Genomic DNA, 20,719 nt, shown 5'->3' with positions numbered 1-20,719 from the left:
CGAGATGATGACGGTCGCCGCGGCACGGGCGCTGCGCGACGGGGCGGTGTGCTTCGTCGGCATCGGCCTGCCCAGCACGGCGGCGAACCTGGCCCGCCGAACGCACGCGGAAAACCTCGTGCTGATCTACGAATCCGGCACGATCGGCGCGAAACCCGACCGGCTGCCGCTGTCCATCGGGGACGGTGTGCTGGCCGACACCGCGGTCAGCGTGGTGGGCGTGCCGGAGATCTTCAACTACTGGTTGCAGCCGGGCCGGATCGACGTCGGCTTCCTCGGCGCGGCCCAGCTCGACCGGTTCGGCAACATCAACACCACGGTCATCGGCGGCGACTACCGCAACCCCGGCGTGCGGCTGCCCGGCGCGGGCGGCGCGCCGGAGATCGCCGCGTCGTGCCGCGAGGTCGTCGTGGTGGTCCGGCAGACCGAACGGGCGTTCGTGGAGCGGGTCGACTTCGTCACCTCGTTCGGCTTCGGCCGCGGGCCGGGCGAGCGGGAGAAGCTGGGGCTGACCGGCGCCGGACCGCAGCTGGTGATCACCGACCTGGGCGTGCTGCGGCCCGACCCGCGGACCCGTGAACTGGTGCTCACCCAGCTGCACCCCGGCGTGGAGGTGGCGACCGTGCGCGAGCGCACCGGGTGGGACCTGAAGCTCGCCGACGACCTCGGCCGCACCGAGCCGCCGACGGACCGTGAACTCGCCGTCCTGCGCTCGCTGAAGCACTGAAATCCCCCTCGGCACGACGAACAGGAGAACGCGGTGCCGACCTATCGACCGCACACCTACAGGCCGGACACGCCGTCGCACCCCCCGGTGAGCTGGCCCGAGTACAAGTCCAACGTCGGCCGGGCCCCGCACAAACCCTTCGTGCTGCTGCCGCAGCGGCTCGGCGAGATCACCGGTCCGCTGCTCGGCGAGGGCCGGGTCGGGGCGAACGACAACGACCTGACCCTCGGCCACGACGGCGAGCCGCAGGGCCAGCGGATCATCGTCTCCGGCCGCGTGCTGGACGGTGACGGGCGGCCGGTCGCGGGCACCCTGCTGGAGGTGTGGCAGGCCAACGCGGGCGGCCGGTACCGGCACGACGCCGACCGCCACCCCGCGCCGCTCGACCCGAACTTCACCGGCGTCGGCCGCACCATCACCGACTCGGACGGCCGCTACTCGTTCACCACGATCCAGCCCGGCGCGTACCCGTGGCGCAACCACGACAACGCGTGGCGGCCCGCGCACATCCACTTCTCGCTGTTCGGCACCGCGTTCACCCAGCGGCTGATCACCCAGATGTACTTCGAGGGCGACCCGCTGTTCGCCCAGGACCCGATCTTCAACTCGGTCCGCGACCCCAAGGCCCGCGAGGCGATGGTGGCGAAGTTCGACCTGGCCACCACCGTGCCCGAGTGGGCGCTGGGTTTCCAGTGGGACATCGTGCTGCGCGGCAAGAACCCGACGCCGCTGGAAGAGGAGGACGACGATGAGTGAGTCCCAGTCCACTGGTCTTCAGCTGAGCGGGCTCCAGACGACCCCCTCGCAGACCGTCGGCCCGTTCTTCAGGCACGGCCTCGAGTGGGAGGACGGCCCGTACGTAGTGCCCGAAGGCACGTCCGGAGCGTTCCGGATCGAGGGCACGGTGTTCGACGGCGCGGGTCTGCCGGTGCCGGACGCGGTGATCGAGACCTGGCAGGCCGACCCGGACGGCCGGTTCGACCACCCCGACGACCCGCGCGGTGCGGTGCGGTGGAAGGATTTCCGCGGTTTCGGCCGCAGCGCCACCGACCCCGAGGGGCGGTACTCGGTGCTGACCGTCAAACCCGGTCCACTGCCGGTGGCAGGGGGCGGTCGGGAGGCACCCCACCTCAACGTGTCGGTGTTCTGCCGGGGCATGCTGGTGCGGCTGGTCACCCGGATCTACTTCCCCGACGAGGAGGAGGCCAACACCGTGGACCCGGTGCTCACCTCGATCGACGACCCCGCCCGGCGGGCCACCCTCATCGCCGGGATCGCCGGGAGCGCCCCGACGGAGACCACCCCTCCCGGCTACCGCTTCGACATCCACCTGCAAGGGGAGCATGAAACCGTCTTCTTCGACCTCTGAGCACAGCACCCGTTCACCCGGGCCACGCTCGCTGTGGGGCACGTTGTTCACCGACCCGGACGTCGAGGCCGAGACCTGCGACCGGGCGTGGCTGCGGGCCATGCTGGACTTCGAGCGCGCCCTGGCCATCGTGCAGGCCAGGGCGGGCATCGTGACCGAGGAAGCGGCCCGGATGGTGGTCACCGCCATCGACGTCGGGCACTACGACCCGGTCGTCCTCGGCGAGGGCGCCCTCATCTCCGGCACGCCCGTCGTGCCGCTGGTCCGCGCGATCAACGCGCACGTCACCGCGGAGGGTCGCGCGGCCGTGCACAACGGCGCCACCAGCCAGGACGTGCTGGACACCGCGTTGTCGCTGGTGGCGCACCGGGCGCTGGGGCCGATCCTGGCCGGGCTGCGCGGCGTCGCCGCCGAGTGCGAACGGCTCGCCGAACGGCACCGGGACACGTTGATCGCGGGCCGCACGCTCACCCAGCACGCGCTGCCGACCACGTTCGGGCTCAAGTGCGCCGGGTGGATGGTCGCCGTGGACGAGGCCGAGACCGCGCTGGCCCGCGTGCGCGCGCACCGGCTGGCCGTGCAGTTCGGCGGCGCGGCGGGCACGTTGGCCGCGGTGCGCGACCCCGGCGGTGCCCTGACCGAGCAACTGGCCGCCGAACTCGGCCTGGCCGCGCCGCTCATCCCGTGGCACACCAACCGGACCAGGGTGGCCGAGCTGGCGGGCGCGCTGGGCGAGGCGTCCGGTGTGCTGGCCAAGATCGCGCAGGACGTGGTGCTGCTCGCGCAGACCGAGGTCGCCGAGGTGGCCGAGGGTGAGGGCGGCACGTCGTCGGCCATGCCGCACAAGCAGAACCCGGTGCGCGCGGTGCTGGTGACCGCGTGCACCCGCCGCGTGCCGGGGTTGGTGTCCACTGTGCTGTCGGCGATGGCGCAGGAGCACGAACGCGCGGCCGGCGCGTGGCACAGCGAGTGGCAGACCGTCACCGAGCTGCTGCGGCTGGTCGGCGGAGCCGTGCGCGGCACCCGTGAGCTGCTGTCCCGGCTGCGGGTCGACCCGGCGCGGATGCGCAGCAACCTGGACCTGACCGGCGGGCTGCTGATGGCCGAGAACGTGGCCGTGCGCCTGGCCGACCGCATCGGCCGGTCCGAGGCGCAGGACCTGGTCGCCGAGGTGTGCCGGACCGCGGTGGCGGCGGAGCAGTCGCTGCGCGACGCGCTGCTGGCCGACCTGCGGATCGGGTTGTCGGAGAAGGAGATAGACGACGCGCTCGACCCGGCCGGGTACATCGGCAGCGCGGGCGAGTTCGTGGACCGCGCCCTCGCGGCGCACCGGGGAAGGGAGCGGCCGTGAAGCTGCACTACGAGTTGAGCGGGCCGACGGACGCGCCGGTCGTCGTCCTGGGCAGCTCGCTCGGCACCACGACCGCGATGTGGGAGCGGCAGCTGCCCGTGCTGCACCGGCGGTTCCGGGTGCTGCGCTACGACCACCGCGGTCACGGCGGCAGCCCCGCTCCGGCCGGGCCCTACCGGATCGACGACCTCGCCGACGACGTGCTGGAGCTGCTGGACGCGTTGGGCCTGGCGCGGGTGTCGTACTGCGGGGTGTCCCTGGGCGGCATGGTCGGCATGTGGCTCGCCGGGCACGCGCCCGAGCGGATCGAGCGGCTGGTGCTGTGCTGCACGACGGCCACGTTCCCGACGGCCCAGCCGTGGCTGGACCGCGCCGCCGCCGTGCGGGCGTCCGGCACCGGTTCCGTCGCGCCCGCCGTGGTGGGCCGCTGGTTCACCCCGCCGTTCCGCGACCGGTCGCCCGAGTTGATCGCCGCGTACGAGGCCGGTATGTCCGAAGTGGACGACGAGGGTTACGCGGGGTGCTGTGAGGCGTTGGCGTCACTGGACCTGCGGTCCGTGCTGCCCGTGATCGAGGCGCCCACGGCCGTCATCGCCGGCGCGGACGACGAGGCCACGCCGGTCGCGTGCGGGCAGGCCGTCGCCGACGCCATCCCCGGTGCGAAGTTCCACGTCGTGGCGGGGGCGCACCTGGCGAACGTGGAGGCGGACGACGAGGTGTCGGCGATCCTGGAGGGTCACCTGTGAGCGGGTTCGACGAGGGCATGAGGGTGCGCCGGGAAGTGCTCGGTGACGAGCACGTGGACCGGGCCGTGGCGCGCACCGACGCGTTCACCGCGGATTTCCAGGACTTCATCACCCGGTACGCGTGGGGCGAGGTGTGGACCAGGCCGGGGCTGGACCGGCGGGTGCGGTCGTGCATCACGCTGGCGATGCTGGCCACGCTCGGGCACGAGGAGGAGTTGGCGATGCACGTGCGCGCGGCGTTGCGCAACGGTGTGACGGCAGACGAGATCAAGGAAGTCCTGCTGCAGGTGGGCATCTACGCGGGCGTACCGGCCGCGAACCGGGCGTTCGCCGTCGCCCAGCCGATCCTGGCCGAGGCGTAGGCGCCCCCGTCCGCATCGAGCGCGATTCGGTTGGCTGCGGCCGGTTGTAGATCACCACCGTCTGCAGATCACCCCGTCGCCCATCAGACCTGAGTTCAGCTGTCGGTGCCCGGCTCCCGTGGCCCGGACAGCGAGCAGCGCCGGTCTCCGCCGGGAGATCGGCGCTACTTGCCGGAGCCCTTGGGAGCCGTTACTGGTTCTTGGCCTCCTGCTTGACTTGTTGACCGGACTCGCGGGCGTGCTCGCCGACGTCCTGGGCCGACCCCTTGGCCTGCTCCACGGTCGTCTGCGTGGCGTCCTGGGCGACCTGCTTCACCTGGTCCGCGGCCTCGCCGACCACCGTGCCCGCGTCGTCCTTCAACCTCTGCGCGGACTCGGAGATCGCCTCCTTCACCGGCTCCACCGCGCCACCGGCGCGTTCGCCGAGCTGCCGGACGGCGTCCTGCTCGGTCCGGGTCGCCGGGATCAGCGTCGCGACCAGCGCACCCGCGCCGAACGCGATCAGGCCCGCCGCGAGCGGGTTGCCGCGGGTCTGCTGCCGTGCCTGCTCCGGGGCGCTCTGCACGGCCTGCGCGGCTTCCTGCGCCTTGTCGCTGACGGTGGTGCTGACGGTGGACGCGACGTTCTGCGCCTTGTCACCGACGGTCGAGGCGGCTTCCTGCACCCGCCCGCCGACACCGGACGTCATGCCCGCCGGCTGGTCGTACCCCGGTTGGTCGTACCCCAACGGCTGGCCGTAGCCCGCCGGACGGTCGTACACCATCGAGGTGGTGTCCGGAGCCGTGCCCATGACTCTCTGCCTCAAGCCGGCCATGCCGCGCCGGACCCGGTCGACCCGGCGTTGCGCGATGTTGCGCGGCCTGGCGTGGTCGACGATCCGGTTGGCGTCGGCGACCAGCTCCGAGCGGGTCTGGTCGATGTCCTGCCTTATTTGGTCGGGTGACGGGCCCATTCCGCGTCCTCCTTCAAGGTATCGATGGTGTGCTCCGGCTTGGGTGACACCTTGCGCAGCCGAGCTCGGCCGGTGGAGAACAGGACGAACCCGGCGATGGCCCACAGCGCGGCGACGATGAGCGTGGCCCAGCCCAGGGCCATGAACGACGCCAAGGCGAACACGAGGGCCAGGCTGAGCAGGAGCGCGGTCATGTAGCCCGCGAACCCGGCCGCGCCGAGCATCCCGGCCGCCTTGCCCGCCTTCGTGGCTTCCTGCCTGATCTCGGCCTTGGCGAGTTCGAGTTCCTGGCGCATCAGTCGCGACAGGTCCTCGGTCAGCTCACCGACCAACTGCCCGAGCGAGGCCTCGTCGGTCGGCGGCGCTCCGGTCTCCGGCGCACGGCTCTCCGGCACGTGCGGGTGCGGTGTGTGTGTCTCAGCGCTTGACATACGGCGCTCCCTCTGGCTGGTACGGGGTGCGCGGCGACGGCGCCGGATAACCCGGCGGCACCGTGCCGTGCTCGCGCGACGGTGTCCCGGTCGGCGGTGCCGCGGCCGGCGCTGTCGCGGTCGGCGGCGGTGTCGTGACCGGTGGCGGCGGCATCGGCGCCGCGGTCGGCGTGGTGACCGGGGTCGTCGGCATCTGGTCGGTGTACCCGCGCTGCGGTTGCGCCGCGCGCGACTGGTCGGCGGTGCCCATGCTCTTGGCCGCGCGGGCGACCAGGAAACCGGCCACCGCCGCGCCGATCAGGAACGTCCCCGGCTTGCGCCGCGCGAAGTCCTGCGCGGAGTCCAGCAGCCCTCGCGCGCCCCGCTCGTCGAGGTAGCGGGCCGCCTGCCGGCCGGCGTCGGAGACCTGGCGCAACGTGCCCGCGGTCATCGAGTCCGGCCCCGAGTTGTCGGCCATCGTGCCCAACTCGTCGGCGATCCGGTCGATCTGGCGCGACACCCGCCGCGCCTGGTCCTCGGCCTCACCGGCGACGCGTTCCCGCATGTCGCGGACGACGTGCTTGGCCTGGCCCGTCGCTTCCTGGGCCACCTGGCCGGCCTGCTCACGCGCGGTCGCACTCACCTCTCCGGCGGCCTGCCGGGCGTGCTGCGCCACGGCGGTGCCTTCCTGCCCGGCGGTCTCGCGGACCGCACCCACTTGGTTCTTGTCCACGACTGACTCCTCACGATCGGCGTGTTCCTCGCCTACCGACCTACCCAGGTGGCGGACGGCTAACCTCCTTCGCAACGGCAACTATCTGGCCGTGAAGGAGTGCCCACTCCCAGTTATCCGAAATGATCCGAAAATGCGCGACGACCCCGCGGCCGGTGGTCGGCCGCAGGGTCGTCCGCGGGGTCGTCCGGAAATTCGGTCAGGTGGTCAGAACGAGAAAACCGTGCCGGTCTCCTGCTCCATCACGCACCGGTTCGGGAATTCCTCGACGTACTGCACGGGCTCACCGCGCCACGAGCCGAACGCGGCCACCCGCACCGGGTTGTAGTCGAACGTGCACACCTGCGGCCCGGTGCCGGTCAACTGCGTGAAATCACCGCCGGCGGCCTCGATCTCACCGCACGCGGCCTGCGCCCGCACGTGCTCGCCCGCCGCCGGGTCGCAGGTCAACCGAGTGCTCTCGACCCCGGTTTGCTCCTGGTAGACGGCCAGCACGAGGTCGGTCTCCGGTGGTGCGGCGGACGCCGTGCCGGTGCTGATCAGCGGGGCGGCCAGCAGGCCGGATGCGAACAAGGAAGCCATGAGGGTTCGTGTTCGTCGCATGGCCCCGGGGTGACCCGATCGAGTGGAAGTATTCGGTCGGATTCGCACGTCACCGAGATGTCGTAATCCGTGGACCAACGTTTCCAATTCAACCGGAATCTCTCACCAGGTGGGTCGCGAGGTGATTCCGCCGTCCACTACCAGGTCGTTTCCGGTGATCCACGACGCCATCGGCGAGGCCAGGAAGACGCAGGCGTCACCAACGTCCTCGGGTCGGCCGAGCCGGCCCAGCGGCGCGGCCCGCGTCCACCGCTCGACCCCGTCCGGCCAGTCCTCGGCCAGACCCGGCCGGTCGATCAAGCCGGGGGAGACCGTGTTGACCCGGATGCCACGCGGCCCGTACTCCAGCGCGGCCGACCGTGCATGCATGATCAGGGCGGCCTTGGACGCGCTGTAGTGCGCGTGCCCGGCGGCGGGGTGCGTGCCCTCGACCGAGGCGATGTGGGTGACCGACCCACCCGCCGGCAACACCTCGGCCGCGGCCTGGGTGCAGCAGAACGCACTGGTCAGGTTCACATCCACCACCGCACGCCACTGCGCGGCCGTCATACCCGTCAGATCCTGCACCGGCTGCACCCCCGCGTTGTTCACGACCGCGTCCAACCGCCCACTCCACTCGGCCGCCTCGCGCACCAACCGTCGGCACTCCTCTTCGTCGCCGAGGTCGGCCTGGATCCCGATCGCCCGACCACCGGCCGCCGAGACCTCCGCGACGACCGCACCCACATCACCCCGGTTGCCGTGCACGACCACCGCCGCCCCGGCTCGCGCGAACCGCCCCGCGATCCCGCGCCCGATCCCTCCGCTGGCCCCGGTGACGAGCGCGACCTTGCCTGCGAGAAGTCCTGTCACGGACGCGCACAGTAGTGCCAGGAAGGCTTCCGGACGTCGGTCAGCTCATCCGGAACACCGGGCCACGCGGCCGGAACGGGAGGTGGGCGCCCTTGGGCACCAGGAAGGCGTGTTCGCGGCGCACCCGCACCACGTCGCAGTAGCCGTCGGTGATCACCAGGATCGGGCCGTCGTCCGGGAAGTCGTCGGCTCGTTCCAGCACGTCGACGCCCGGCTGGAGGATGGTGCCGCCCCGGCCGCGCACGCGCACCCGGCCCGCGATGTCCTCCACCGGCACGTAACCGGCGTCGTAAGCCACGGCGTCGCAGAACACCACGCGGGCCGCCGGGACGTCACGGGATATCGCATACGAGGCGATCGCGCCCAGCGCCTTGCCCAGCAGCTCGGGGTCCATCGAACCCGACGTGTCCAGCACGACACCGAACGTCGCCCGCCGCTCGACTTCCTCCGGCCGCACCCAGCCCGGACGCGGGATGTGCGGTGTCGCGGACTGGCGGCGGGACGCGCGGGCGTACGTGCGGCGGCGTTCGACCGACGGCACGTGCTCCTCGAACCACCGCGCCAACCGGGCGTCCCAGTCCAACGGCGGCTGTTCCAGCGCACGGATCTCCTCGACCAGGCCCGAGGGCAGCAGGCCGCGCTCGGCGGTGTGGTAGCTGAGCCCGGTCAGCAGGGCCCGGCGGTAGAACGCGTCCAGGTCCGCGGTGTGGCGCGGTCCGTGCCGGGGGTCGCCGAACAGGTCGGAACCACGACCGCGCAACGTGGCGAGCTTGCGGTAGCGGCGCAGGTCGGTGGTGATCCGGTCGTACACGGACTCCGCCGACAGCCCGGCCGGCTCCGGGTCGTGCAGGACGCCGTCCGGCGCGACGCCGACGCCCATCTCCACCAGCCAGCCGTTGACCACGAAATCCGCCGCGACGTTCCACAGGTACGGGTCGCGGCCGTCCACCCGGTCGCCGTGCCGCAGCGCGGCGTGCAGCATCTCGTGCGCCAGCACGAACCGCCACTCCGCCGGTGTGAGATGAGCCCTGGGGTTGACGTAGATCTCGCCGCGCGACGCGTCGACCGCCGCGATGGAGATGTCCCAGCCGCGCGCCAGGTCCGCGTCCGCGACCACCGTCATGCCCGACGCCAACGCGCCCAGCAGCGGGTACGACGAGACGAACCAGCCCAACGCCAGGTCCCACACCGAACGCGTCGGACGCGAGTCCGTGAGCTGCTTGCGCGCGCCGCCGGCGACGTCCACCGCCGCCACGGCGGCGCCCGCCAGGCCCGCGGCGAACAGGTCCGTCCACTGCACCGGTTTCGGGCCGGGAGGCATCACGTCGAGGCAGCCGAACCCCTCCCACGACTCCGGCCGCCGGCCGAGCTTCACCGCCGCCTGGAACTCCACCACCTCGCCGCACTCGACCACACCGAAGCCCAGGTGCAGCAGGCAGTGCGCCAACGACTTCCCCGCCGCCGGCCCGTGCGCCTTGTCCGCCGGCAGCTCCTTCACCAGCCGCGCCCGGAACGCCTCGGCCAGGAAGTACAGCAGGTCGCGGTCGGCGGGCGCGTGCGGCCACCGGGCGTCACCGCGCAGCACCGCCTCCAGCCCGTACGCGTGCCGCACGGTCTTCACGTACGCCTTGAACATCGACGCGTGCGACGACGTGAGCGTGCCGAACGCGAGCACGCCCAGCACGTCGTCGGTGATGTCGTCGCCGTACGAGTGCAGCGCGTCGGACAGCATGTGCCAGCCGCGCGGCGTGGAGAACGGCTCCTCCACCTTCGGCGGCGCGCTCCACAGGTGGTCCGGCCGCTGGGTCAGGTAGTCGAACACCCACGGGTGGATGCCCGCGCCGCCCGCCCACGCCAGCCAGTCCTTCGGCGACGCGGCCAGGTGGACGTGCACCATGCGGTTGACCAGCGCCGAGGCCATCGGCCGGGCGAGGGGCGTTGTCGGTGGCGCGGTTGCCCGCGCCGATCACCACCGAACCCTCGGGCAGCTCGTAGGAGCCGATGCGGCGGTCCAGGATCAGCGAGTAGAACGCCTTCTGCACCTCGGGGGAGGAGGCGTTCAGCTCGTCCAGGAACAGGCAGTACGGCTCGTCCCGGGCGATCGACTCGGGCGGCGCGAACCGGGACCGGCCGTTCACCAGCTCCGGCACGCCGATCAGGTCCTCGGGCGCGAGCTGGGCGCCGAGCAGCGTCACGCACTCCAGGCCGAGGGATTCGGCGAACTCGCGCACCAACGACGACTTGCCGATACCGGGCGCGCCCCACAGGAACACCGGGCGCACGACAGCGAGGTGCAGCAGCACGTCGGGGAGCTGCACAGGAGTCACGGTCACGGCACTTCGCACGCCGCAGAGGATCCTTGTTCCACCAGGCGAAGTCGATCCGTTTTAGCCCCGACAGCCCCGACAGCCCCGACAGCCCCGACAGCCCCGACAGCCCCGACAGCCCCGACAGCCCCGACCGGTTCCGCGACCGTGCTCTCGGGCGGCGCTCCTAGACGGGCCCGAGGGGGCTGTGCGGTTCGGCGGGCAGCTCCACGCGGATCTCGTCGCCGGGGCGGACCTCGCCGCCGACCAGCACGACGGACATGATGCCCGCCTTGCGGACCACGTTGCCGTCCTCGTCGCGGCCGACGACCTCCTTGAGCAGGCCCTGCCGGAACGCCTCGATCTGCGGGCACGGGTTGCGCAGCCCGGTCACCTCGACCACGGCGTGCGGACCCAGGTGCAGGCGCGTGCCCGTGGGCAGTCCGAGCAGGTCGACACCGCGCGTGGTCACGTTCTCACCGAGTTGGCCGGCCGCGACCTCGAAACCGGACGCGTTCAGCTCGTCGTGCAGCTCCGCGTGCATGAGGTGCACCTGGCGCAGGTTCGGCTGCGTGGGATCGCGCCGCACCCGTGACCGGTGCTTCACCGTGACGCCCTGGTGCACGTCGCCCTCGACGCCGAGCCCGGCGACGAGCGTGATGGCGTCCTGGTTGGGCTTGGTGAACGTGTACTCCTCGCTGCGGCTCACGGCCACGACTCTCCCCATGAGATCGACCCTACCCAGTAAGACTTCGCGGTGTCGCGGCGATAACCCCAGTGCACAACCACCTGTGGACAACGGTGAAACGATCATGGATGCCGAGCTGAACCACCGCGCACGCGCTCTGCTCCGCGCGATCGGCGCGGGACGGGCCGAGGTGACCCGCAGCAGCGAACCGGACCTGAAGGTCGACGGGCTGCTGTGCTGCGACCAGGTGACCGCCCACGAACTGGCCCACGCCGGACTGGTCCGCCCGGCCCAACCGGAGACCTCCGAGCCGTGGGTGCGGGCCGAGCTGACGCCCGCCGGCCGCGCGGTGCTGGCCTGAACGGCGGGTCGACCGGCACCGGCCCGGCGCGTGGCCGCCGCACGCTGACGGCGTGGCCGCACTCTTGACGCTGCCTGCGCGTAGCGGTTGACTGCGTGTCCGTAACCGGTTTCGGTACCGGTTACGGGGGCCGGTTACGAGGACCGGTCAGCCGGGGAGCAGCCGAGGAGTGCACCGTGCGCGTCACGATCGCCGAAGTCGCCCGACGCGCCCAGGTGAGCAAGGCGACCGTGTCCCGCGTGCTCAACGGCAAACCGGATGTCGACGCGGCCACCGCGGCACGGGTGCGGCAGGTGATCGCGGACGTCGGCTACGTGCCCAGCGCACGGGCCGTCGGCCTCGCCCGGGGCCGGGCCCGCACCGTCGGCATGCTGGTGCCGTCGCTGACCTGGCCGTGGACCGGCGAGGTCGTGCAGGGCGCGGTGGACGAGCTGGAGGCCGAGGGGTACGGCCTGCTGCTGTACACGGTGAACCGGGGCGCGGAGTCGTTGGCGCAGTTCGCCAGTCACGTGTCGGCGAAGGCGTTCGACGGGCTGCTGGTGATCGAGCCACCGGACACCTTGAGCTACATCGAGACGTTGCACGACCAGGGCCTGCCGGTGGTGATGATCGACGACCGGGGCAGCAGGCCCGGCTTCCCGTCCGTGTGCACGACCAACCGGGAGGGCGCGCAGGCGGCGGCACAGCACCTGATGTCCACCGGGCGCACGGCGTTCGCCATCGTGACGGGACCGTCGCACTTCGGGTGCGTGCGCGAGCGGCTGGACGGTTTCCTCGACGCGCTGGGCGCCGCGGGCGTGCACGTCGACCCGAGGCTGGTGGTGGAGGGCGACTTCAGCACCGATCGCGGCGCGGTGGCGACGGAGAAGCTGCTGGCCACCGGGCTGCGCTTCGACGCGGTGTTCGCGCACAACGACCTGTCCGCGCTGGGCGTGATCCGGGCGTTGGGCGCGGTCGGCCGGAGGGTGCCGGACGACGTCGCGGTGGTCGGCTTCGACGACGTACCCATCGCCGCGCACACCGAGCTGACGACCGTGCGGCAGCCGATGAGGGAGATGGGCGAGGCCGCCGCGCGCCTGCTGCTGTCCCGCCTCGAAGGCACGCCCCCGCCCCCGGAACCGGTCGTGCTGCCGACGGCGTTCGTCGTCCGCCGGTCAGGCTGACCGGGAACCGGCCAGGAGCGGGTCACCGTGGCCGACGCACAGCACGTCCGGTTCGAGGTCCAGCAGGCGCCGCACCGAGTCCAGCAGTCGTGGCCGGTCGGTGTTGAAGACGCCGGGGATCGCCCGTCCACGTCGTGAGTCCGCTGCCCGGACCGCGGCCGAATGGCGTAACGGGCGCGCGCCTGCCGGGCCGACTGCCAGGTATGCGTGTTCTCTTCGCGACCACCGCCGATGTGGGCCACTTCGGACCGGTCGTTCCGTTCGCGCGGGCGTGTGCGGCCGCCGGGCACGACGTCGGGGTCTGCGCGCCGGTGTCGTTCGCGGGCGCGGTCGAACGGGCCGGGTTCCGGCACCTGCCGGTGGGCGAACCCGAGCCCGCGGAGATCGGGTCGATCATGGCCCGCGTGCCCGAGCTGTCGATGGAGGAAGCCAACCGGGTCGTGGTGCGGGACGTCTCCGCCGGTGTGGACGCCCGTGCGGCGCTGCCCGGCGTCGAGGCCGCCGTGCGCGAGTTCAAACCCGACGTGGTGGCGCGGGAGATGGCCGAGTTCGCGTCGTTCGTGGTCGCGCGGCGGTGGGAGGTGCCGCAGGTGGAGATCGCCGTCGGGCCGGCCGAGACCGACGTCGCCGCCTGCGCCCTGCTCGACGACGCGTTGGCGCGGCTGGGCTGCCCGGACGACGCCGAACTGCTGACCAGACCGTTGCTGACCTCGGTGCCGGAGTCGCTGGACGCCACCGACGGCCTGCCCGCCCGACCGATCCACCGCTTCCGCTACGAGCCACCACCGGCGACGGCACGCGGCCTCCCGGAGTGGCCGGATTCCGACGCTCCGACGACGCCGCGTCGACCGACGTGACCGAGGCCCTGTCGCGAGTGCTGCGGGACGAGTCGCACCGGCCGGCCGCGCGCAGGCCGGCCGATGAGATCGCGAACCTGCCGTCGGTCGGGGAGAGCGCCGCCGTGCTCGCGCAAGCGCTTTCCTAGTGTCCTGCGCCTGAAATTCGTCGAGTAAGCGTGGGATTTGCCGGATGGCTCGGACGGGAGCGCCGCGGGCCGGTCCGGTGTCCGCGCACACCGGTGGCGGCACAACTCCGCCCATGAGCGGAAGCGCGCCGGCGGCGACACCTGCGACCCGGTGCTGGTGCTCGGCTGGACCTCCGAGGACATGCCCCGGCATACCGTGCCCGGATTCGGGCACGGCGGTTCACACGGACGGGTTCAGGCGCCTTGGTCGCCGGTCCGGCCGATGATCCACCGGGTCAGGGCGTCGAGGTAGCCGGGCGCCAGGCGGGTGCCGCCGTCGGTCCGGACGCGGTGGTCGGCGCCGGGGAACACCTCGACGGTCAGCGTCGCCCGGCGGTCGCGGCAGGAAGTCCAGCGCGGCGGCGGCGTCGGACGCCAGGTCGTCCATCGTCGCGTCGAGCCAGTCGCCGGACGACCCGCCGACGCCGCGCTTGTCGTAGGACAGCACGGCGATCCCGGCGTCCACCAGGTGCCGCCGGATCGCCGGGAAGTGCGTGCCGTTGTCCCGGTCCGACGGCCCCGCCCCACCGACCATGACCACACCCGGCACCGGCGCACCGCGGTCGGGCAAGGTCAGCGAACCGGCCAACACCACCCCGGCGATGGTGAAAGTGACGTTCTCCGACAAGACTCCCCCTGAGTCGACGATGATCACCGGCGTAGCGCCGGCGGCTCCAGTTCGAGGTACCGGATCGCCCCGCCGCCTCGCACAAAACCCAGTGTCCTGCGCCGGCGAATTCGATCGAGATATGAGGCGAGGCGGTCGAGGATCGCGTCCGCGCCCGCGCGGATGCGCTTCCGGCCACTTCCGCACGGTGGGGTGTTCGTGCGTGCGGTAGTCGTCGCAGATCAGGTGTGCGTCGAGGTCGGCGGGCACTTCCTTGTCCGGCTAGGCCGGGCATTTCCTGGACTCCACGGCCCGGTGGCGGCGGTGGACGGAGCCGATGGCCTCGCCGGTGGCGACTCGACGAATCTCAGACCCAGGACACTGGACGAACACGTGCGATCCAGGACCGCACGTGTTCCGCCGCTAGGACCGGGTGCCCGACCAGGCCGACCAGAGCACCGCGTAACGACCGCCGGCGGCGAGCAGTTCCTCGTGCGTGCCGCTCTCCACCACCCGACCCGCCTCCAGCACGACCACGCGATCCGCCGTCGCCGCCTGGGTGAGCCGGTGCGCCACCAGCAGCCCGGTCCGCCCGTCCAACGCCCGCGCCGCCGCCGCCTCCAACTCCCGCGCCCCCGCACTGCCCGCGTCCGCGGTCGCCTCGTCCAGGATCGCCACCGGCGGGTCGGCCAGCACGAGCCGCGCCAACGCCAGCTGCTGCGCCTGCGCCACGGTCAACCGGTGCCCGCCCTCGCCGACCACGGTCTCCAGCCCGGACGGCAAGGCCGACGCCCAGCCCAGCGCCCCGACCCGCTCCAACGCCGCCGCGATGTCCTCGTCGGAGGCATCGGGACGGGCCAGCCGCAGGTCGTCCACCAGCGGACCGGCGAAGACGTGCACCTCCTGCGTGATCAACGCGACCGACCGCGCCGCCAACCCCAGCTCCACCCCGCCGAGGGTGATGGACCCGCTGGTCGGCTCGTGCACGCCCGCGATCAGCTTCGCCAACGTCGTCTTGCCCGCACCGGACGCGCCGACCAGCGCGACCCGCTCACCCGCGCCCAGCTCCAGGTCGACGTCCCGCAGCACCGGGTGTCCGTCCACATAGGAATACCCGACCCCGGCCAGCTTGATCGTCGTGTCCACCGGCCGCACCCGCCCTTCGACCGCGGGCATCGGCTCGTCCGTCACGCCCACCAGCCGTGCCAGGGACGCGGTCGCGGCCTGGGCGTCGTCCGCCAACGCCAGCGCCGCGTTGATCGGGTTGAACAGGCTGTGGAAGTACAGGGCCGCCGCGGTCGCCGTGCCGACCGACGCGGAACCGGCGCCCACCAGCAGGTACCCGGTCACCAGCACGCCCGCCAGACCGATGAACTCGGCCACGTTCAGCCGCCCGTAGAACCGGGTCAGCAGCCGGATGCCGCGCAACGCCAGGTCCACCGCCGCCTGCGACCGCGACCGCACCCGCGACACGTGCGACGAGGCCAACCCGAACGTCCGCACGGTCGCCGCGCCGCCGATCGAGTCCAGCAACTGCTGCTGCTGCACACCGACGGCCACCCGCTGCGACGCGTACAACCGCACCGCCCGCCCGCCGTACCAGCGCACGGTGTGCACGTGGATCGGCATCGCCAGCAGCACCGGGATCAGGAACCGCCAGTCCAGCACCGCGATGCCGACCACGGTCAGCCCGATGGTCAACGCCGACCGCGCCATCACCGGCAGCGCGTTGCGCACCGCGTCCGCGATCACCTGCACGTCCCGCGTCACCCGCGAGGTCAGGTCACCCGCGCCGGCCTTCTCCACCCGCTCCAACGGCAGGTGCAGCGCGCGCTCCACGAACTTCTCGCGCAGGTCGGCGAGCATCCCCTCGCCCAACCGTGCCACCAAAGCAGTGCCGAACGCCGTCGACACGCCCTGGGCGACCGCGACCAGCACCAACACCACCACCGGCCAAGCCAGAGCGGACGACCCGGCACCGACCAGGTCCACGATCCGACCGAGCATCGGCGCGGTGATCAACCCGACCGCCGTGCCCGCGAACAGCACCAGCAGCGCCGCCCACGCCAACCCGCGACGCGGTCGCACCAGTTCGCCGACCGCGGCCCAGGTCCGCGTGCCGGACGCGGTCGCCAACAGCTCGCGCATCAGCTCAACACCACCAGTCGGTAGTCCTCGTCCGCCACCAGGTCCGCGTGCGCGCCGGACGAGACGACGACACCGGAAGCCAGGAACACCACGCGATCCGCCGCGGCCAGCAACGCCGGGCTCGTCGCCACCACGATCGTCGTCAGACCCGACCGCATCCGCTTGATACCGCCGGCCAGCGACACCTCGGTCACCGCGTCGACCGCGGTCGTCGGGTCGTGCACCACCAGCACCGGGGGAGCGGCGGCCAGGGCACGCGCCAGCGCCACCCGTTGCCGCTGCCCGCCCGACAACGACCGGCCGCGCGCCGAGATCACCGTGTCCAACCCGTCGGGCAGCGCCCGCGCCACGTCGTCCACCCGTGCCGCGTCCATCGCCTCGTCGATCCGCGCACCACCGGCCGCGACGTTCTCCCGGACCGATCCCTCGAACAGGTCCGCGTCGTGCGCCGCGACCAGCACCGCCGACCGCAGCGCCTCACTCTCCACAGTGGACAGGGGCAGGCCGTCCAACGTCACCGAACCGGCCGCCGGGTCCACCTCGCGCGCCAGCACGGCCAGCAACGACACCGCGTCCGCCGGGTCGCGGGCCACGACGCCGAGCAGCTCACCGGGCGACGCCGTCAACGACACACCGCGCAGCGACCCGGACACCACGTCCACCAGCTCCACCCGCCCGGACACCGGAGGCGGCAAGGGTGACGACCCCGGCGGCACGGCCGGGGGAGCGGCCAGCACCTCGGCCACCCGCGCGGCCGACGCGCGGCCCTGCGCGAGCAGCCCGTTCACCCACGAGAAGATCGACAGCGGCCACAGCAGGAACTGCGCCAACCCGACCGCGGCCACCAGGTCGCCGACGCTGATCGACCCGGACGCCGCCAGGTGCCCGCCGACCAGCGCCACGATCGCCAGGAAGACGCCGGTCATCGCCAGCATCGAGCCGTCCAGCCAGGCCCGCGAGCGGGCGGCCCGGATCGCGGCCTCCATGGAGGACCGGCTGGTCAGCCGGTACCGCTGCGCCGCCGTCGCCTCCGCGCCGATGCCCTTCAACGCACGCAGCCCGGCGATCAGGTCGGCCGCCACGCCGGACGCCAACGCGGCCCGGTCCTGCTCGGCGTCACTGCGCCGTTCGAGTGGTTTGCCGAGGACGTGCGCGAGGCCCAGCAGCACCGGCGCGGCCACCAGGACCAGCAGTCCCAGCACCACCGACACCCGCAGCAACGCCACCGCGCCCACCAGCACGCCGATCACCGCGGAGAACGCGATCGGCAGCGCCAGGTTGACCTGCCCGACGCGTTGGGCGTCGCTGGTCGCGATGCTCGCCAACTCCCCGGACAGCCTGCCGTGGGCCGCGCCGCCGTCCGCCGACAGCACCCGCGCGGCCAGCTTGGACCGCACCTCGTGCCCGGCCTGGTGCGAGGCTTTTTCCCCGCTGCGCAAGGAGAACCGGAAGCTCAGCGACAGCGCCACGAACACCGCGGCGAGCACGCCGATCCAGAACACCAGCCGCCCGCCCGCGCCGGTCCGCACCGCCTCGTCGATCACCACGCCGATGAGCAGGGGTACCGCGGCCTCGCCCGCCTGGTGGGCCGCGCCGAGCACCGAAGCGAGGGTCACCGACTTCCACTGCCCGGTCACTGCCCCCTTGAGGACATCCGTCTTGAGGACCGTCTTCACCCCGGCGTCCGCCTTCCACTGGATGTCAGGTGAGGCTACCCTAATCAAAAGAGAGGTCTGGATCACTCCCATGGCGACCTTGCTTAGGTTAGGGTAACCAAAGTTCGATCAACCTGTTGTCGCACCGATGGGACAGCCATGCAACAGCCACCGGTCTTCGACGTCCTCGGCGTCGGCTTCGGGCCGTCCAACCTGGCCCTCGCGATCGCCGTCACCGAGTACAACGCCGCCGCGCGCCCCGAAGACGTGGTGACCGCCCACTTCCTGGAACGCCAGCCGGAGTTCGGCTGGCACCGCGGGATGCTGATCGAGGACGCCACCATGCAGGTGTCGTTCCTCAAGGACCTGGTGACCCTGCGGAACCCGAACAGCACCTTCACCTTCCTGAGCTACCTGCACAGCAAGGGGCGCCTGGTCGACTTCATCAACCACAAGAACCTGTTCCCGCTGCGGGTCGAGTTCCACGACTACTTCGAGTGGGCCGCCGGGCGCGTGGACGACCTGGTGTCCTACGACCACGACGTGGTGGACGTGCGACCGGTGACCGAGGACGGCGTGATCACGCACTTCGACGTGGCCTCGCGCACCTCGTCCGGTGAGCTGGAGGTGCGCCGCGCCCGCAACCTGGTGCTGGCCACCGGCCTGCGGGCGGCACTGCCCGACGGCGTCCGGCCGTCCGAGCGGGTCTGGCACAACCGGGACTTCCTGCACCGCGTCGAGGCGCTGACCGACCCGCGCCGGCTGGTCGTGGTCGGCGCCGGGCAGAGCGGCGCCGAGGTCACCGCGTTCCTGCACGAGAGGTTCCCGTCCGCCGAGGTGTGCGCGGTGTTCGCCCGCTACGGCTACAGCCCCGCCGACGACAGCTCGTTCGCGAACCGGATCTTCGACCCGGACGCGGTCGACGACTACTTCACCGCGCCCGAGCCGGTCAAGCGCAAGCTCATGGACTACCACGGCAACACCAACTACGCGGTGGTCGACAACGACCTGATCGCCGAGCTGTACCGGCGGGTGTACCGGGAGAAGGTGTTGGGGGAACAGCGGTTGCGGCTGCTCAACCTCTCCCGCGTCGCCGAACTGGACGACCGCGAGGACGGGCTGACGGTGACCGTCGAGTCGCTGAACACCGGCGAACGCGAGGTGCTCGACGCCGACGCGATCGTCTACGCCACCGGCTACCGCGAGGCCGACCCGACCGCGTTGCTGGGCGACCTGGCCGAGCACTGCACGCGTGACGCGCAGGGCAGGCTCAGCGTCGGCCGCGACTACCGCCTGGACACCGACGACGACCTGCTGGCCGGCCTCTACCTGCAGGGCGGCACCGAGCACACGCACGGCATCTCGTCGTCGCTGCTGTCCAACACCTCGGTCCGGGTGGGCGAAATCCTGGAGTCCGTCCTCGGTCGCCGCGAGCCCACGGTGCCCGTGCAGGCCGAATACGCGATCAGCGTCTCACGGATGAGCTAAAACGCCTCGCGATTTGTTAGGTTATGCAAACCTAACTGCACAGCGGCGCGCCGCCGCGCCTCCGAAAGGGAAACCCTGATGTCCACGAAGTTCAAGCTGGTCGCGGTCGTCTCGGCCGCCGCGCTGGCGCTGGCCGCCTGCGGGGGCGGCGGCGACGCCGGCTCCGGCGGGACCCCGACCAACGCGGCCTCCTCCGGCGCGTTCCCGGTCTCGGTCGAGCACAAGTACGGCACCACCGAGATCAAGGCGGAGCCGAAGAAGGTCGTCACGCTCGGCCTGTCCGACCAGGAGCCCGTGCTGGCCCTGGGCGTCAAGCCGGTCGGCGTCGTGGACTGGTTCAAGGAACGGCCGTTCGGCAACTGGCCGTGGACCAAGGAACTCTGGGGCGACACCCAGCCGGAGATCGTCGGCGAGCGCGACGAGTACAACCTGGAGAAGGTCGCCTCGCTCAAGCCGGACCTGATCATCGCGGTCTACTCCGGCATGAAGCAGGAGCAGTACGACACGCTGTCGAAGATCGCGCCCGTGGTGGCGCAGCCCAAGGCGTTCCCGGACTACGCCGCGCCGTGGCAGGACCAGACCCTGCACATCGGCAAGGCGCTGGGCAAGGAGAAGGAAGCCCAGGCGCTGATCGACGGCGTGGCGAAGAAGTTCGGCGACGCCAAGGCCGCGCACCCGGAGTGGGCGGGCAAGACGATGGTGGTGGCCGACAGCTTCAAGCCCGGCCAGTACTCCGCGTTCGCGCCGACCGACCCGAAGGCCATCTTCATGAAGGAGTTGGGCTTCACGCTGGTGCCCGAGATCGGCACGCTCGCCGGCGAGAAGAACGTGGCCGAGTTCAGCGAGGAGCGGTTCGACCTGCTCGACGCCGACCGCCTGGTGTGGATCATGTTCGACCAGAGCGCGTGGGAGCGGATCAAGGGCGTGCCCGCCTACCAGCGGCTCAAGGTCGTCACCGAGAAGCGCGACCTGTTCCTCACCTACATGGACCCGCCGATCGGCGCGGCCATGTCGTTCAACACCGTGCTGAGCGTGCCCTACGGCATCGAGCAGGTCGTGCCGCTGCTCGAAGCGATCAAGAACTAACAGGCGGTCCAACGGGTGGGGGTGCCGTCGCGCATCCCCACCTGTTGCGTGCGCTGGGTGAAGTCGGGAAGAAGCGGGGAAGGTTGTG

Annotated in this window: 22 protein-coding genes and 1 pseudogene; 12 read left to right on the top strand and 11 right to left on the bottom strand. The window is 71.9% G+C overall.

Features of this window, described 5'->3' with window-relative positions; translation table 11 throughout:
- Window positions 1-4: 4 nt before the first annotated feature.
- The 6 genes from FM051_RS34485 to pcaC are packed head-to-tail and all read left to right on the top strand — an operon-like array spanning window position 5 to window position 4,555.
- Window positions 5-727, top strand: a complete 723-nt coding sequence (locus tag FM051_RS34485) for a CoA-transferase subunit beta (RefSeq protein ID WP_158851073.1) — start codon at window positions 5-7, stop codon at window positions 725-727.
- A gap of 33 nt (window positions 728-760) precedes the next feature.
- Window positions 761-1,483 (top strand): protocatechuate 3,4-dioxygenase subunit beta, encoded by a 723-nt coding sequence (gene pcaH / locus FM051_RS34480; RefSeq protein ID WP_158850828.1) that lies wholly within the window; start codon window positions 761-763, stop codon window positions 1,481-1,483.
- Entirely contained in the window at window positions 1,476-2,096 is a 621-nt protein-coding gene (gene pcaG, locus FM051_RS34475; protein ID WP_202919169.1) for a protocatechuate 3,4-dioxygenase subunit alpha, read from the top strand. The genes pcaH and pcaG overlap by 8 nt, the downstream gene beginning before the upstream one ends.
- Window positions 2,071-3,447 carry a 3-carboxy-cis,cis-muconate cycloisomerase gene (gene pcaB / locus FM051_RS34470; protein WP_158850826.1) on the top strand — a complete coding sequence of 459 codons (1,377 nt, stop codon included), beginning with the start codon at window positions 2,071-2,073 and terminating at the stop codon, window positions 3,445-3,447. Before pcaG ends, pcaB begins: the two co-directional genes overlap by 26 nt.
- Window positions 3,444-4,193, top strand: coding sequence for a 3-oxoadipate enol-lactonase (pcaD, locus tag FM051_RS34465; protein WP_158850824.1), 750 nt, complete (start codon window positions 3,444-3,446; stop codon window positions 4,191-4,193). The genes pcaB and pcaD overlap by 4 nt, the downstream gene beginning before the upstream one ends.
- 17 nt (window positions 4,194-4,210) lie before the next feature.
- A complete protein-coding gene (pcaC, locus tag FM051_RS34460; RefSeq protein ID WP_158851069.1) occupies window positions 4,211-4,555 on the top strand; it encodes a 4-carboxymuconolactone decarboxylase in 345 nt (114 codons plus the stop codon).
- Window positions 4,556-4,745: 190 nt separating this feature from the next.
- Here the strand turns inward: pcaC and FM051_RS34455 are convergent, their stop codons facing one another.
- The 8 genes and pseudogenes from FM051_RS34455 to FM051_RS52255 all read right to left on the bottom strand — a co-directional run bounded on the left by FM051_RS34455 (window position 4,746) and on the right by FM051_RS52255 (window position 11,138).
- Window positions 4,746-5,507: a DUF3618 domain-containing protein gene (locus FM051_RS34455; protein WP_158850822.1), complete on the bottom strand. Its 762-nt coding sequence runs from the start codon at window positions 5,505-5,507 to the stop codon at window positions 4,746-4,748.
- Window positions 5,483-5,938, bottom strand: coding sequence for a phage holin family protein (locus FM051_RS34450; RefSeq protein WP_158850820.1), 456 nt, complete (start codon window positions 5,936-5,938; stop codon window positions 5,483-5,485). Before FM051_RS34450 ends, FM051_RS34455 begins: the two co-directional genes overlap by 25 nt.
- Window positions 5,925-6,650 (bottom strand): hypothetical protein, encoded by a 726-nt coding sequence (locus FM051_RS34445; RefSeq protein ID WP_158850818.1) that lies wholly within the window; start codon window positions 6,648-6,650, stop codon window positions 5,925-5,927. The genes FM051_RS34450 and FM051_RS34445 overlap by 14 nt, the downstream gene beginning before the upstream one ends.
- Before the next feature lie 207 nt (window positions 6,651-6,857).
- On the bottom strand, window positions 6,858-7,232 hold the full coding sequence (locus tag FM051_RS34440; protein WP_158850816.1) for an SSI family serine proteinase inhibitor: 375 nt from the start codon (window positions 7,230-7,232) through the stop codon (window positions 6,858-6,860).
- 123 nt (window positions 7,233-7,355) lie between these two features.
- Window positions 7,356-8,105: an SDR family NAD(P)-dependent oxidoreductase gene (locus tag FM051_RS34435; RefSeq protein WP_202919168.1), complete on the bottom strand. Its 750-nt coding sequence runs from the start codon at window positions 8,103-8,105 to the stop codon at window positions 7,356-7,358.
- A gap of 40 nt (window positions 8,106-8,145) precedes the next feature.
- Window positions 8,146-10,026, bottom strand: coding sequence for a vWA domain-containing protein (locus FM051_RS34430; RefSeq protein WP_238412865.1), 1,881 nt, complete (start codon window positions 10,024-10,026; stop codon window positions 8,146-8,148).
- A gap of 82 nt (window positions 10,027-10,108) precedes the next feature.
- Window positions 10,109-10,336, bottom strand: a pseudogene (locus FM051_RS52260) (P-loop NTPase family protein); the annotation flags it as partial.
- A gap of 262 nt (window positions 10,337-10,598) precedes the next feature.
- Window positions 10,599-11,138: an MOSC domain-containing protein gene (locus FM051_RS52255; protein ID WP_158850814.1), complete on the bottom strand. Its 540-nt coding sequence runs from the start codon at window positions 11,136-11,138 to the stop codon at window positions 10,599-10,601.
- Between the two features lie 85 nt (window positions 11,139-11,223).
- On the opposite strand from FM051_RS52255, the gene FM051_RS34415 reads away from it, so the two are divergent.
- The 4 genes from FM051_RS34415 to FM051_RS53365 all read left to right on the top strand — a co-directional run bounded on the left by FM051_RS34415 (window position 11,224) and on the right by FM051_RS53365 (window position 13,608).
- Window positions 11,224-11,460 carry a hypothetical protein gene (locus FM051_RS34415; protein WP_158850812.1) on the top strand — a complete coding sequence of 79 codons (237 nt, stop codon included), beginning with the start codon at window positions 11,224-11,226 and terminating at the stop codon, window positions 11,458-11,460.
- A 176-nt stretch (window positions 11,461-11,636) separates the two neighbouring features.
- Window positions 11,637-12,623, top strand: coding sequence for a LacI family DNA-binding transcriptional regulator (locus FM051_RS34410; RefSeq protein WP_158850810.1), 987 nt, complete (start codon window positions 11,637-11,639; stop codon window positions 12,621-12,623).
- Window positions 12,624-12,826: 203 nt separating this feature from the next.
- Entirely contained in the window at window positions 12,827-13,480 is a 654-nt protein-coding gene (locus FM051_RS34405) for a glycosyltransferase family protein (RefSeq protein ID WP_158850808.1), read from the top strand.
- Window positions 13,477-13,608: a hypothetical protein gene (locus FM051_RS53365; protein WP_274383825.1), complete on the top strand. Its 132-nt coding sequence runs from the start codon at window positions 13,477-13,479 to the stop codon at window positions 13,606-13,608. The genes FM051_RS34405 and FM051_RS53365 overlap by 4 nt, the downstream gene beginning before the upstream one ends.
- 220 nt (window positions 13,609-13,828) lie before the next feature.
- On the opposite strand, the gene FM051_RS34400 is transcribed toward FM051_RS53365, so the two are convergent.
- The 3 genes from FM051_RS34400 to FM051_RS34390 form a co-directional block, all read right to left on the bottom strand.
- Window positions 13,829-14,275 (bottom strand): alpha/beta hydrolase family protein, encoded by a 447-nt coding sequence (locus FM051_RS34400; protein ID WP_158850806.1) that lies wholly within the window; start codon window positions 14,273-14,275, stop codon window positions 13,829-13,831.
- A 402-nt stretch (window positions 14,276-14,677) separates the two neighbouring features.
- Window positions 14,678-16,405, bottom strand: coding sequence for an ABC transporter ATP-binding protein (locus FM051_RS34395; protein ID WP_158851063.1), 1,728 nt, complete (start codon window positions 16,403-16,405; stop codon window positions 14,678-14,680).
- Window positions 16,402-18,078: an ABC transporter ATP-binding protein gene (locus FM051_RS34390; protein WP_238412864.1), complete on the bottom strand. Its 1,677-nt coding sequence runs from the start codon at window positions 18,076-18,078 to the stop codon at window positions 16,402-16,404. The genes FM051_RS34395 and FM051_RS34390 overlap by 4 nt, the downstream gene beginning before the upstream one ends.
- Before the next feature lie 138 nt (window positions 18,079-18,216).
- Here FM051_RS34390 and FM051_RS34385 point away from each other — a divergent pair, with 138 nt between their 5' ends.
- Together FM051_RS34385 and FM051_RS34380 are read left to right on the top strand one after the other, a co-directional pair.
- Window positions 18,217-19,545 carry a lysine N(6)-hydroxylase/L-ornithine N(5)-oxygenase family protein gene (locus tag FM051_RS34385; protein ID WP_158850802.1) on the top strand — a complete coding sequence of 443 codons (1,329 nt, stop codon included), beginning with the start codon at window positions 18,217-18,219 and terminating at the stop codon, window positions 19,543-19,545.
- A 78-nt stretch (window positions 19,546-19,623) separates the two neighbouring features.
- Window positions 19,624-20,631: an iron-siderophore ABC transporter substrate-binding protein gene (locus FM051_RS34380; RefSeq protein WP_158850800.1), complete on the top strand. Its 1,008-nt coding sequence runs from the start codon at window positions 19,624-19,626 to the stop codon at window positions 20,629-20,631.
- Window positions 20,632-20,719: the final 88 nt, after the last annotated feature.

This window comes from Saccharothrix deserti (genome assembly GCF_009769385.1).
In the GTDB taxonomy this organism is placed as follows: domain Bacteria; phylum Actinomycetota; class Actinomycetes; order Mycobacteriales; family Pseudonocardiaceae; genus Actinosynnema; species Actinosynnema deserti.
The sequence above is the reverse complement of the archived record's forward strand: the minus strand, read 5'-3'. Positions and strand labels throughout refer to the sequence as shown.